The following is a 14,784-nucleotide window of genomic DNA, read 5'->3' as shown; positions in this document are numbered from 1 at the left end:
TTAAGTTTCCCATTACGATGATTGTTCTAATTCCCATACTCATAGTATCGAGAATGTGAACTAAACGTCCTGGATAAGTGTTGGTTCGTGGCATTATTTTTTCTTTGATTTTATCAATGCACTTACTTTACGAACAGGTACTGTCAGACGCCAGCTGTTACTCTTTGTAATTTTCTCGTACTCTTTCTTATGCTGTTCTTTTTCTTTAGTCAGCCTTCTATTTTCAGCTTCGAGTTGATTGATTCTTTCGTTCATTGAAGATCCTTGGTCATTTCCCTTACTATTCACTTTGTTCGGCTTCTTTTTAACATTTGCATTTTTAAGCTTAGGGTGCGTCTCTCTTAGATGCTGATAATACTCCACCCTGAGCATGGCTGATTGTGCTATAAGCGGCGCAGTCGTCCCCCCTCTATTCGCTTCAATCAAATAGAGATCTCCGCTTTCCTCAATAGCAACATCAAAGCCGAAGTCCATAGTAGGTGTCCCTTTCATTTCTTCAACTTTGTGTGGCAATTCTTCCCCGAGATTTTTGAGATTTTGATAAATATTTTCCCAGCCTTCACCAAAGTTTGCCTTGAGGAAGAGTTTGGGATCGGAAATGCCTCCACCTTGGTTGACATTGGACATTACCTTCTGATTGGTTCCTACTCGAATAAACATTTTAGCGATGACCCACTCACCTTTTCTATTCTTCTGTACGTGGATCCTGCAATCAAATGGATCTCCCTGCTTGGTTCTCGACTTTATATATTTCTGCATCAGATGCTTCTCACTCATCCAGACTTCTTTAAAGTATTGGAGGAGTTCATCACGATCTAACTCTCGCTCTTCTGTTCCGTGTCCAAGTATATAAGCATCGCCTTGTTTTCTTAAGATGGAGACACCTCTCCCACGTTCCCCAAATAGCGGCTTTATCACAATGGTAGAGTACTCTTTCATAAAGTCCTGCAATGCTTCAAAGTCATCCAATGTTCTAGTCGGTATCATATATTCAGCAAAATTTTCATCTTTTGATAATTCTTCCTGCAACCTTTGTTTATTAGGGATATTTTTTCTATCGTACGGTAATACAGTGTTTTTTCTCAGATAAGAAATAATTTCTTTCGTATCTTTCTTAAAGCATGGATCTGTTGCATCTATCAAACGCGGTAATTCCCGTTCTACAGTGACCCACTTACCATCTTGGTACATTTTCCCTTCAACTGTACCCTTTTCGATATCAACGTCCCAAGGTCTCAAGTAGATGACTTCCATGCCATAATGGCTACTCATTAGAGCTACCGATTTGGCGAGAGTCGTCGGTTTATCCAAGCGTTGCATGAATCCTACTAGCATATTCTCATTTTTATAATCTGTTTTTGGAACTGGGCTTGGTTTTCTGTTTACTGAACTTCGAACTCTACTGGTTGTTGCTGTTTTCCTACGTGGTGATTTTCTATCGTTACGCTCTTTATATACATACTCGAGCACTTCCTCGGTCAGATCACCAAACAATGGTTGCTGGGCGGCAAGTTGATAGAGCCATGTCGCACCACTGAAGTTTGCTTCAAGAAATACAGGCAGCCCGTCTGCCCCGACAACAATATCCCAAGACACGAGATCATGATGGAGAATCTCTTTATGCAACTCTCTTACATATTCTTTGAACTTTTCAAAGTTGGGAATCTTACCCATATCCTTAAACGGAAATCCTGTAGTCGGATGTTCGGTGTAGACTTCACAATGCTCATTAATCGCTGTGTCCAGAAATTCTCCATTTTCATTAACTCCAACACAAACGCCACCAGCGCCTGCGTTATCTTGTACGCTGCTATTTGCACCAAATCGCGCAAAAGTCAGCAGATATTTGATTTCATTATTCCATCTTAGTGTAACCATCCTAAGCGTATTGACCGACGCTGGGTGTGGTGCAGCCATAACGGGATGCTGCTGGACAACTTTTTGTACAGCGAAGTTAGCTCCGTACATTTTCTCAAGTGCTTCAACCGAAACTTTATCGTCATCTAGAAACAACGTATTCTCTTTATAGTTCAGCTTCTTGATGCCTCTGCCGTTATTAGTGTTACTTGGTTTTACAATGAGATCTTCCTGGTATGATGATAGATTAGATATTACATCAGTTTTGTATAGGGCCGAATTATTGATGTCAAAATAGGAACCATAAGCTCTTCTTAAAACCGTTTCAACGGCTCTATCGGAAGGAATTAATTTATCATACATATTTTTATCTCGGTAAGTTTCCTTCATTCTCTGATCATTGAAAAACGGTATAAATTGGTTTTTAACTATCCTTTGAAACGCCACTCTCGGATCTTTCTTCCCAGTGAGGTTCATAAAGGCAATGTGCAGAACTGGGTCAACTTTTGTGTGATAATGCTTTTGCCAATACTCTTTAACTTCTTTTACAAAAGACTCATCCACTTCATCCAACAGACCTACTTCTCTATATCTTTTAAAACGAGCTGCTTCAGTATCAATCCCTAGAGATTTATAATATGAAACATCTTTTTTAAAATTATCCATTACCATTCCCCTTGAAATTTATTATTAACAACATACTATCATACAAATTGAATAAGAACTTGCGAAACCCTATTCTAGGTCCTCCGCCAGTTTCGTGCAAATATTTTTGATACTTTTAATTTCAGTATCAAAAATACAAAATCTCAATTATGCTATAATTCCTTTATTAACATTAAGCATTTGTCGTTTCTCAACAATTAGCATAGTTATAGCCACCTACTTATAGGTTAATATGATTATAGCCGTCAACTGAATATTTTAAAAGCAGAATATTATAGTTCAACATGATAAACTGTAGGAAAGACTCAAAAAAGGAGGAACAAGAATGAAAGATATTATGCAACACTTGTTCAATGCAGTTGCTAATGAAAGCAGAATAGATGCTAATCAAGTAGAGCTTAACGAGAGAAAATACCGTGTTAATCGTCAATATACGGTGTTTTTGTCGGTGAGAGAAGACAACAGCAAAGCATACATAGTGCGGGGACAGGCAGCCAAGTTTTCGGATGCTGTCAACCAGGCTCTAGATATTTATGTTTCTAAAAAGCCCGTCGGTTTCAAACCTAAACATCTTAAACTTGATATTGTGAATGGTGTTAAACCGTTTAAAAATAGAAGAATGTTCGATTATCGAAAAGATACCCTGCTCTTTGATAAAGGCAACGAGGGAGTAACTTTTGGGAAAACATTGCAGACAGCCTTCTTACCTTCCGAAATGATAGGATACGATATTGTTGAGAATAGAAAGGTAAATATAAATAATTTAAACGCGGCTGTAAAACAAAAGTTAAATGATGACTCATATAATCAGTTGAAGTCTCCATTCAAGTTTTCAACCGATGCCTTTTACTCAAACGGTAACGACTACTACCCACTCACTCGAGGTCATCGGGTATTCAGGGAGATCGATAAGGATACAGTGTTATATGCTATCCAACTCACTAAGAATAACTACTTCAAACAAGTCGTCAATTCCAGAGGAAAATTTATATACACCTACCTTCCAGCTGTAGACTACGCTGAGAAAAAGTACAATATTCTCCGCCACGCAGGTACTATCTTTTCCATGCTGCAAACGTATGAATTAACACAGGACGAAGAAATAATGAATCGTGCCAAAAAAGCTCTCAGCTTTTTAGTGGATAAAGTAGAGATTGCCAGGTCAGGCCAAAAAGGAAAGGTACTTGTTGAGAGAGATACTGCAAAACTCGGGGGCAATGGACTCGCTATCGTGGCCTTGGCTAAATATACTGAAATTACCGGGGATAGGAAGTACTTGCCTGTAATGCAGGAACTTGCAGAATGGATCAAAGACATGCAAATAGATAGTGGTGATTTCAAGGCGCATAAACTCGTGTATAGTACAGGTGAAATCTCCGATTTTGTTTCTGATTTCTATATCGGCGAATCTATCCTTGCCTTAACAAAGTTGCATGCTCTAGATGGTAACCTAGATTGGATCGATGTCGCTGAAAATGCAGCCGACTACCTCATTAACACTAAAAATAAGGATGCAACGACGTCCACGATACAACACGATCATTGGTTACTTTATGGATTGAATGGATTATATAGAGTACGTCAAAAAGAAATGTACATCAAACACGCTTTGATGATGGCAGAATCGATTATGGACACTCAATATCTGTCTGAGCAAAAGAATGATATTGAATTCATTGGAGGCTACCCACCACAAGTAGGTACCTTACCCAAGTCAGTCCCTGTTGCTTGTCGGACCGAAGGCCTGAGTAATGCTTACGAGCTTGCGAAGGACTATGGTTATGAAGAAGAAGCAAAAAGGATGCGTGAAGCAATCATTAAGGGTGTCCAATTCCAACTACAAACGCAATTAAGAGAAGAGTCAGTTATGCATTTCGAAAACCACTCATTGTGCATCGGCGCTTTTTATAATAAATTCAAAGACATCACAATTCGAAATGACTTTACACAGCACAATATTTCAGCTTGTATTGCATGCTACAAAATAATGTAGCAAAGCAATTAGCCTCTAAAAAAAGTGCGAGATTCTACAAACCAGCTGGTTTGTAGAATCTCGCGCTTTAATTTAAATGAAATAAGCTTACTGTGTTGCTCTACATCTTGTAATAAGGCACCATACCTATCTCAAATACTTATCTGTTGAACCTTCTAAGAGGTTTTGTAATTTTCCACGACTTACTGTTCAGAACATCTTCATAATTTCTTGTTAGCTTTGCATGTTCTCTTTTAAAAGTCTCGAGCTTCTCAGTCAATGTATGTTTTGTACTGACAAAAGCCCGTTCTGTTTCTCCTAGCTTCAAGGTTACTTCCACGTTTGCTTCTTTTAACTCCTGCAACTCTCTTTTCAATGATTCGATTGCCTCATTAAGATGTGCAACTTCTTGTTGTTTCTTTTGCGTTTCGCTCTGCTCAAGCTCCAGTTTTTCTTCAAGAGTTCCAATCTTAGAAGTTAGCCTACTTGTTTTCTTCTCTTCCTTTTTAAGCTTATCTTCTATTTCTGATATCGTCTCTTTTTTAATTGTGAAGCCTGCCTTAATAGGTTTATGCCATTCCTGCTCCTCTACTTCAAGGATCCCAAATTCTTCAGTATCTCGATAAAAGAAAGACTTAAACTCTTCCATGATTTTATCATTTTCACATGCTGCAACCACGTTATACCTGTCAGTCTCTACTTTTTTGATAAATCCATGAACACCGAGCTTTAACGCTTGCAGTCTTGTCTCCTTCAGCAAATTACCCTGATTTTTTTCCTGTTCAATAATAAACTCCCTGCTGCACCCCACATTTGCTTTTTCAAGTGGTGAAACAGTCACTTCCTTGACGGTCAAATGATCTAAAGGAGCTATTTTGTCATTGAAATCGAAGAAAAGACTGCTCTTTTCTGTATTAATTGTTTCTGGAAAGTATAAATCGATAATAGGAGCCACAACGTCTCTTGCTTTTCCTTTAATTGGAAAGACATGAAGTCCGAGCATGGGCTTAGTATTGATCTCAATAACTGTTGAAACTTTGGTCTCAGGATCAACGATAAAGTCCAATCCAGCAAGTTTTAGCCCTGGAATTGCCTTTGTCGCCTCCTCAGCAATACTTTTCATCTCTTCTGAAATATCATCTGTAATATCTACCGGGTCACCGCCAGCAGAGATGTTGGATTTAGCTCTTAAAAACAGCTGCTCCCCGTTTTCTAGTACACTATCTTTTGTATATCCTTTGCGTTCAATTTCGTGGAGCACTTCTTTATCCAATTGTATTCTTTTTTTTGATATCGCTGGATTATTTGATTTACTTCTATTTTTTACTCTTATCAATGTTTCGATGCTATCTTTACCATTTCCAACAATGTTGGCCGGCACTCTATTGACTGCCCCCACTAATTTGCCATCCACAGTTAACATACGGTATTCATTGCCTGATATAAATTCCTCAATAATTATATGGCGATAACCAAGTTCTGTTTTCAAGTAATCCACAACGTCTAGCAAATTTTGCTCAGAATAAACATTTGAAAAGACACCTTTGCCTGCATTTTCATTCAAAGGTTTTACTACTATTGGAAAAGACAAGGAATTTGCAAATTCAAGTATCTCCGCTTCGCTTGCTGAAGTACTGAAGACTTCACCTTTTGGTACTTTAACTCCAGCATCGGATAAATATTTTTTTGTTAGATCTTTATAATCGCATACATCGTAAGCTTCTTTTGACAACATATCTCCCATGGAAGATTCAAATCGATGCACTCTTCCATTGAATTCTAAGGAATAACGTATCAAAAGCTTATTCTCAGGGTTATCGATGGTAAAAAAATTAACAGTGATACCTCTACGCCAAGCCTCTAGGGCAATCAGATACATACTTAATCTGTTTCCATACCCTTCATGTGGTATTGCTTCCTCCAGATGATCTAGCCATTTTATATTGTTTGTATCCATATAGAATCCCCCAACGAGAAATGATGTCATTTTCACTTGCAGAACGTATTACACTAAAATTATTTTCTTCCTTTTACCAGTTCATAAGTCTTTCGTAATGGTGCTGTGATTTTCCAAGCCTTTCTTGACTTGAATCTATGATATCTATCTATCAATTCCTGATTCTTCGATTCAAGCATTTCATTTCTTGCTTCAAGCTTTTCAACTTTTCTTTCTAATTCCAAGGCGGACAACTCTGTTTTACGACTTTTAATTTCGAAGAATATTTTTACGGGCTTATTATACTCTTGTTCATCGATTGCGGTAACTTCGACATCTTTGTCTTTTGGCCCCTTGAAACATTTTTTAACGAATTCTTCAATCAACAATTGATCCGTTCCAGCTACGATGATTAAAACCGTTCCGTCATCCTGGTTTTCTACATAACCATTCAAATCCCTGTATTTTGCTTGTTGCTTAATCCAACCGCGAAAACCAGGTACTTGAACATTTCCAGATAGCACCAGCTTTTTACCGTACGTTTTCTTAGGTGTAATTGTCGTCAGTTCAACCGAAGCTGCTGTTCTGTTTTTAATGGGCTCTAGTGCACTATCGAAGTCGAAATAGAGCCATGACCTCTCTTTTTCTTTTGTTTCCGGGAAGTAGAACTCTATAATCTCTTTGGCAAAATCCCTAGGCTGGCCTTCCATCGGGAATAGGTGTCCACCAAATCCTGGTCTGGCGTTGACCTCCAAAATTACCCCGGTATCTTTCTCCTCGTTTACAATCATGTCAACACCATAGTGCTGCAGGCCTGGTATCGCCTTGCCGACATTCCTCGCAATTTGCTTTAGATTTTCTGTCAGTTTATCTGTCACATCGATGGCATCGCCACCTTTAGAGAGGTTACTCTTCTCCCTCAAATATATACGTTCTCCCGCTTCAGGTATGGTGTTCAACTTATATCCTTTTCTCATGAGCATGGATCGTATTTCTCTGTCCACTTTAATCAACCGGCTAGTGAGGTGTGGATTGGTTTTGCGGATTTCATTCGTTTGGTATATCAATTCTTTGATCGTATGCTCTCCGTCCCCTAAGACGCTTGCAGGTCTGCGTATCATGGCCCCGAGGACCCGGTCTCCGATTACAACTACCCTGAATTCTCTACCCGGAATATAATCCTCAAGGATTACTTCCTTGAATCCCATTTCTTCTCTTACATAAGGGATGATATCTTCGAGCTCCTGAAGACTTTCAATATTTGCAAAAACACCATTTCCAGCATTGCCGTCTGTTGGTTTGAAAACGACCGGAAATTCCATTGTTTCAGCAAATTTCATGATAGCTTCATTGCTCGCATTTTTATCGAACATCTTGCCTGTAGGCACGGGTACTGGTACTTCTGCATTTCTCAAGTACTGTTTAGTGATTTCCTTATTGTCGCAAATATCAAATGCTTCTTGAGTCACACCGTCGCCCATGGATAGCTGAAAATCATGTGTCTTCTTGCCATCGCTTAAGGAATAACGAAGCTTTAAAAGGTTATTCTCATCAAAATGACTATAATATTTTAACGTCAGACCTCTGCGCCATCCTTCAAGCGCTACCGTATAAGTACTGATCCTCTTGCCTTGACCTGCTGGTGGTACAGCACCTTCATGATGAGGCATCCATCTAAATTCTGTTTCATTCATTGTTTACAACCTCCGGCTTTTATAACGATTAATTATTTCTTCGGTCGCTTCTTAAACGTCTTTGTTATCACTCTAATTGGGCTAGATAACTTCCACGACATGCTGCTTTGCATCAAATCTATTCTTCGATCAATTCTTGCCTTCTCTTTCTCGATAGACTGCCGTTTTTGCACAGTATCTTTTACTTCTTCTCTCAGTTTCTTCAAGCTCATATCATTTACTGCATCCAATAGACGGAAACCGGCGAGTACTGGACGTGTGTATTCTTCAATTTCAGCTAGTGTCAAACGATGCTCTTTAAAGATATTTTCAACCTGATGCAAAAAATCTTCGAAGACTTGCTTGGATGTGCTGCCAACAACGATGATTAGATTTTCAGATACATCCGATTTTACATAGCCATGGATGGCGTTTTCAAATGCAAGCCGTTGTATTTTATTATACAACAGTAATGTGTTTACTTCTCCATTGACCACAAGTCTATGTGCCACAAGCCTTTCAGGGTATGGACAAACGTCGATTTCAGCAGTTGCCTTTTCTTTAAGTACTCCAATTATATTTTTAAATTCGAAATATACATTCGAGTCATCAGTTTTTATACCTTTAGTCTCCGGAATATAAAAGTCTACGATTTCTTTTGGAATATCTGTAGCCTGACCCTCTACTGGAAAGAGGTGATTGCCGATTCCGGGCCTTGTATTTAACTCGAGTACGACTCCAGACCCCGTCTCTTCGTTTATGATCATATCTACTCCACATTGTACTAGCCCGGGCACTGCTTCTGTTGCTCTTACAGCAATATCCCTTTGTTCTTCTGTCAGCATGCTGGTGATATCTACAGACTCACCGCCCTTAGATAGATTGCTGACACTTCTAAGCAGAATACGTTCACCTTTTCTCGGCACACTTTCAAGGGTGTATCCTTTACCTTTCAGGGCATTATGAACTTCCTTGTCTATCTTAATCGGTCTAAAATATAGACTGGGCACTTTTTTGCGCAATTCATTCTTTCTTTCAATTAACACTTTTGCGGTTGATATTCCGTCTCCTAATATGTTGGCAGGCTTTCTATTCGAGGCAGCCAACACTCTACCGTCCAGTACGTAAATACGAACTTCATCACCAGTCACATACTGTTGGAGAAGTACATTTTTGTAACCCAGTTTGTCTCTGACTGATTTCAGGGCATAATTTAATTCATCGGAATTTCTGATACCTGCATATACCCCACGCCCTGCTCGACCGTCTGTCGGTTTTAGTACTAAAGGATATTTGATTTCCTCTGCATATGATAGAATTTCATCGACTGTGTTACTTTCGTCAAACTTTCTACCGAGTGGTATCGGTACATCAGCGTTTGAAAGATATTCGTTGGTTTTGCCTTTGTCATCGCATATATCCACGATTTCATCTGTAATCAGTTCACCACTCGATCCAATAAAAGGGTAACTGCGCCCATTATACGTTAAAGAACAACCGATTCTATTTCTATCGTCATTAAAAAATGTAACACCCAACCCACGTCGCCAGCCCTCCAGCGCAATTGCATATAGGCTTGTGTGATTCTTGCGCGCTGCAACTGGGATAGCATCGATTAAATGAGGGAGCCAACCTTCTAGCTTCGAATCCATACCACACAACTTCCTTTCACAACTATACATCTAGCTATTTTCTTTTCTTCCTTGACCCTATTGCTCTCAATGGCTTGGTTATCTTCCACGATCGACTCTCTTTTAACTTGTTGATTTCTTTATGCAATGCCTTGTTTTCCTTCTGCAGTTGTTTTAGTTGATTTTCAACATCATCTGATAGATGCTCTGCTACACTTGAGAAGGCACTGTGCGAACTATCAAATGGATACATGATGACCTCATCCCAAGCATTTTCTTTAGTCGTTTCTATATTAACACCTGCTTGAGTTTGCATCATTTTTTCCAAGAAATCTTCAATGTGTCTTCTACGTCCCGCAATGATGAGTTGTAATTGATGAGTACCGATATCTTCTATGCTGCCGCCCAGTCTATATCCAGTTGCGTTCTTTATAATCCATTTCTTCACTTTTTCCACATCGCCGGTTACTTTGAAATGACGATTTTCTACATTCTTCTTTGGTAATGCCGGCAAAGTAACACTCTGTGCTTTACCACTCTTCAAAAAACTCGTCACTGAATCAAAATCATACACAAAATTTACGTTGTACCCTGGATCGACTTCTGTACTTTCTGGGAAGTAGTAATCGATAATGGCACTTGGAATATCTCTGCTGCGTCCAACGGAAGGATATAGATGCCCGCCGATATTCGGCCTGCAGTTCACTTCAAGGACATAGTTGCGATCTGTCTCTTGGTCCATCATAATATCTACACCCGCTAGTGGCATCCCAGGAATGTTTCTGATCGCTTGGATGGCTGTACGCTTGTAATCTTGACTCACCTCATCTGTGATATCTACAATCTCCGAGCAATCTTTAGCAAACGTACTGTCACTCAGGGTGATACGCTTACCTTTTTCAATAATAGTATCCATATGATAGCCTTGGGCACGAATCTTAGTTTTTAATGCATCATTCTTTTCAATCAAATTGCCACTCAGATGGGGGTTCTGCTTTCGGTAGATATTTTTACTGTCAATCAGTGCTTCGAGGCTTTGTATACCATCCCCTTCAACTCTAGCCGGCACCCTTTTGAAAGCCCCGATGACTTGATCCTCTATGACATAAGCCCTAGTATCTTCTCCAGCTACATGTCGTTCTATGATGATATCATTATACCCAAGTTCGCCGTGTACTTCATCGAGCGCTCTTACTAGCGCTTCTTCATCCATGATATTCGTGTGAACGCCAATTGCCAAACTCGCTCGGGCGGGTTTTATTATAACAGGATATCCCAATGCTTTCGCGTAACCAATAGCTTCGCAAAATTCACTGTTATAAACAGAAAAAACTTCGCCTTCAGGCATTGATACATTTGCATCCGTTAAATACCGTCTGGTTAATGTTTTGCTTTTACCAATGCTTCTCGCTTCTTTCGACACCTTATCTCCCAGAGACAACTGGAATGTGTGTTCTCGACCAGCATAGGACAAAGTGTACCGCGCTTTAATTTGGTTTTTGACAAATGTTTTAAAAAACTTTACTTCAATTCCCCTTCGCCACGCTTCAAGTGAAATAGTATAAGCTATCAAAGCAACGCCATGGGCACTTTCCGGGAACCCCGACACATCGTTTCGTTTTTCATTCATCAATTCGCGCTCCTTTCATATAATAATTCGCCTCATAAAAAAGAGGGTACAGTATGACGTCCTTTTACTTAGATCAATGAGTGATTGATATAAAGAGTTCAAAAGATATTTTTCTTAATCTACCCTTTCTATCTCTTAGCATTTCTATACAGAAACTTTACAGATCCAGTCAGTTTTCTAAGCGGACTAGTCAACTTCCAAGCCCGACTAGTCAGCATATTGTTGTATTGTTTCTCCAGTTTTTTCAATTCTCTTTCAGCCGCAGCAAGCTTTCCCTGATTCTCCTTGTACTGTGCTTGCAACTCTCTTTGCTCGCCTTCAATTTCGAATCCAATTTTTATCGTTCCATTGTACTCCGCTTCATCAGAAACAGCGAAATCGACTGCGCTCTCCTGCTGCGAGAGACTTTCTGCAAATCTGTCCAGACCATAGACAGTATTACCCCCGACAATGACTTCTATACGACCATTTCCTTTTGTCTCAATACGACCGATTAAATCGTGCTCAAACGCTTGAGCTTTGATCCATTGATGAAAATTAAAATCATCGACCGTTCCAGTTAAAACATGTTTTCTAGCATGTAGTACTTCGTACTTGAACGGCACTAATGTGCTTCTGAAGGCTGTCTTATCTTTTAATGGGATCAATGCTTCATCGTAGCTGAAATAGACAGTAGAAGTTTCCCGATCATCGTCAATCGTCTCTGGAAAATAATGATCTATAATTGCCCGAGGAATATCTCTTGCTCGCCCCTTGATTGGATAAAGCAATCCGCCTAGATTGGCAGTTGGATTCAATTCAATGATATAAGGTTGCAAGGTGTCTTCATGAACGATGAGATCAACTGCCCCGTGGCTCAACTGTGGTACAGCTTTTAGCGCACTAACGGCGGATTCTTTGATTTCTGTCGATATTTCGTCCAATACATCAATCGGATCGCCACCAATGGAAATGTTCGTTTTGTCTGTCAGAAAGATTGTCTTGTTTGGTTGAGGGATCGAATCGAGTGTCAGGCCCTGCTTGCCCAGAAACGCTTCCACTTCCTCATTAACTAGGATCGGGCAGCTTACTAGACGCGGGTTTGAAGCTCTTATTTCATTCTTTTTGTCTATTAGTGCTTTTATTGTATGCATGCCGTCTGTGACAATATTAGCCGGTATTCGGTTCATTGCACCGACGACTTGGCCATCGACCACATAAATACGATATTCCTTACCAGGGATATACCTCTCAATAATCACTTCACGGAAGTTCAACTTTCCCCGTACGTATTCGAGTGCAGCTTCCAATTCCAGATGGTTTTCTATGTTGGAAACGATCCCTCTACCGAAACTACCGTCCAGCGGCTTTACTACCAAAGGAAATTGAAGATCTTCGGCATACTTTTTAATAGTGCTATCGGAAGTATCCCGACCGAACTTCCTACCTTCCGGGATCACCACCCCTTTCGATCGCAACGAGACCTTTGTTCTCTCCTTATCCTTGCCTATATCCACTGCCTCATTGGATACTTTGTCTCCTCGGGTTCGAAAGAAATAATGTGTCCGATGCTCTGAAGACAAAGTGAACAATTGACCCGGGGTATCTACAAACCAACTCCGCATCTCCTCAAACTTCTCCGACTCTTTGACGTGCCACTTCAGTGTTAAACCGCGTCGCCATCCTTCAAGTGCTACCACATAGGCATCCAAATAATTTCCGTGTGCTTCTGAGACGATGTCGCCAGATAGGTGGGGTAGCCACTCCCGACCTTGTTCTTTCATAACCATTCCTCCTGTTTCATCCGTGAACCACTTGAGAGTTCATACTTTTCTCTATCGACTTTATAAAATTATATCATATACAAAATTCCCAGCATGCTCATAGCAGATAGACGAACCAGAAGTGCCACTCGCAAATTGTAGCCATTTAAACATAGAAAAAGTCTAACCTGTTAGTTAGACTTTTCTATAGGGGTTGGCTTACATATACGTCTTCCGTCCCTACTATAGGTTGCGTACAACCCGCATCCTTTGAGAAATTCACCAGAAATATTTAGAAGAGGGATACACTGGACTAATCCTTATATCATGAAATTTCTGAAGGCTTCAAAACTATTGTCCATCAAGTCTCTTTCAAGTCTGCCTTCCGCTTCTAAAAACAGGTCGCCTAACCGTTGGTCTGTCCTCTCGTTAAACTCATCATAGTTACCAGGCTTTGGAGTAAATTCTCCGAACACTAGACCAGACTCTGAACGCAGAAAATCGATTCTAATGAAGGGCGCTGGAATTTTTTTGCTGATGGCTTCAGCTTTCTCTACCTCTTGATGTGTCACCCCGTCGCCTTTGAATGGTGCGTTATCGTATTTGCCAGTTGACACTCTTTGCCCCTCAGCCGTCCACCAGCAATACTTCAATTCAGGGTATCTTTCAATTTCTAGTATGAGTCCTACTTTTCCATAGAAACAATAGAACTTAATATCATTCGCAGGAATCTTTTCTTGGTTATTCGCTAGAATCAACGATTCCACAGACCAGTCGTCGCCTTTCACCCAACCTTTCTCAACGTCCAGTTTCATACTTTCAACAAGTGCAGAGATACTTGATAGTTTCCTGGACCGTTTCATATCTGTGATGTCGTCAAGTTCATAAATGAGATATACCCCACGTCCTCCAGCACCATCAGCAGGTTTTACTACTGTCCCAGCTTTGAATGACAATTGATCCACTGCGTAAGTCTGATCGGAGATCCATGGTCTATCAACGTTCAATAGATCGACAAAGTCGTATGCCTTTTGCTTGTTATCCAAAGCATACTCAGGCAGTTCTCCGACCAACTGACTTTTCCGTATCCTCATGTTCATACTGGCTCTGAAAGATGTTGCATGTTTAAGAGTCAGTGGCTTATCTTTAAATGCTTCTCTCATCATAAACTCAGGTATATCTTCTATCTTCAATCCCTCAAGCAAGGTCGAGTAGACACTCTGCCGATACTCGGTACGAGCGTTCATGAACAGTCTGCCTATGTAGATAAGAGCTTCCTTGTAGTTCTGATCATGCTGCTTCTTCTGCTCTACTACTCTCTCCATATGTGACATGAGTCCAGCATCCTGCTCGACTTCCCTAATAGCGTCTCGAAGCTCTATGCTATTCATTCTACGATCATCGAGCTTTGCAAGATTCAGCGCTTCTTTAGTCTCTTTCAGTTCTTCAGTGGCCTTCCCCAGTGCGTCACGCAGTATAGCGTTTTCCTCGACATATCGCTGTTTTTGAGAGACTTTACTCGTCCCCCCGAACAACTTATAGGTGCTGCTCTTTTTTATATTTTCAATCTGCTTCTCTGCAGATACTTTATCCTGCTCGGCTTTCTTGATATCTGCTTCTGTTTGAATCATTGCCTTTATCAATGCATCATTTGACTGATCAGCCTTAGTCATAGTC

The 14,784-nt window shown here is 40.2% G+C and carries 8 protein-coding genes; 1 reads left to right on the top strand and 7 read right to left on the bottom strand.

All coding sequences use genetic code 11. The annotated features are described in order from the left end of the window. Window positions 1-93: 93 nt before the first annotated feature. Window positions 94-2,523 carry a YheC/YheD family protein gene (locus ACFOJ8_RS12790; protein WP_380655738.1) on the bottom strand — a complete coding sequence of 810 codons (2,430 nt, stop codon included), beginning with the start codon at window positions 2,521-2,523 and terminating at the stop codon, window positions 94-96. 325 nt (window positions 2,524-2,848) lie between these two features. Here ACFOJ8_RS12790 and ACFOJ8_RS12785 point away from each other — a divergent pair, with 325 nt between their 5' ends. Then, window positions 2,849-4,516 carry a hypothetical protein gene (locus ACFOJ8_RS12785; protein WP_380655741.1) on the top strand — a complete coding sequence of 556 codons (1,668 nt, stop codon included), beginning with the start codon at window positions 2,849-2,851 and terminating at the stop codon, window positions 4,514-4,516. Window positions 4,517-4,655: 139 nt separating this feature from the next. On the opposite strand, the gene ACFOJ8_RS12780 is transcribed toward ACFOJ8_RS12785, so the two are convergent. The 6 genes from ACFOJ8_RS12780 to ACFOJ8_RS12755 all read right to left on the bottom strand — a co-directional run bounded on the left by ACFOJ8_RS12780 (window position 4,656) and on the right by ACFOJ8_RS12755 (window position 14,780). Continuing rightward, entirely contained in the window at window positions 4,656-6,452 is a 1,797-nt protein-coding gene (locus ACFOJ8_RS12780) for an ATP-grasp domain-containing protein (RefSeq protein WP_380655743.1), read from the bottom strand. A 59-nt stretch (window positions 6,453-6,511) separates the two neighbouring features. Then, complete coding sequence (locus ACFOJ8_RS12775; RefSeq protein ID WP_380655746.1) at window positions 6,512-8,125, bottom strand: acylphosphatase; 1,614 nt, start codon at window positions 8,123-8,125, stop codon at window positions 6,512-6,514. A gap of 32 nt (window positions 8,126-8,157) precedes the next feature. Then, a complete protein-coding gene (locus tag ACFOJ8_RS12770) occupies window positions 8,158-9,756 on the bottom strand; it encodes an ATP-grasp domain-containing protein (RefSeq protein WP_380655749.1) in 1,599 nt (532 codons plus the stop codon). 34 nt (window positions 9,757-9,790) lie between these two features. Next, a complete protein-coding gene (locus tag ACFOJ8_RS12765; protein WP_380655751.1) occupies window positions 9,791-11,365 on the bottom strand; it encodes a hypothetical protein in 1,575 nt (524 codons plus the stop codon). A 128-nt stretch (window positions 11,366-11,493) separates the two neighbouring features. Next, window positions 11,494-13,128 (bottom strand): ATP-grasp domain-containing protein, encoded by a 1,635-nt coding sequence (locus ACFOJ8_RS12760; RefSeq protein ID WP_380655754.1) that lies wholly within the window; start codon window positions 13,126-13,128, stop codon window positions 11,494-11,496. Window positions 13,129-13,427: 299 nt separating this feature from the next. Further along, window positions 13,428-14,780, bottom strand: a complete 1,353-nt coding sequence (locus tag ACFOJ8_RS12755) for an ATP-grasp fold amidoligase family protein (protein WP_380655757.1) — start codon at window positions 14,778-14,780, stop codon at window positions 13,428-13,430. Window positions 14,781-14,784 lie beyond the last annotated feature (4 nt).

The sequence above is a fragment of the Salinicoccus sesuvii genome (genome assembly GCF_042648145.1).
In the GTDB taxonomy this organism is placed as follows: domain Bacteria; phylum Bacillota; class Bacilli; order Staphylococcales; family Salinicoccaceae; genus Salinicoccus; species Salinicoccus sesuvii.
This window is presented reverse-complemented; position numbering and strand designations above follow the sequence as displayed.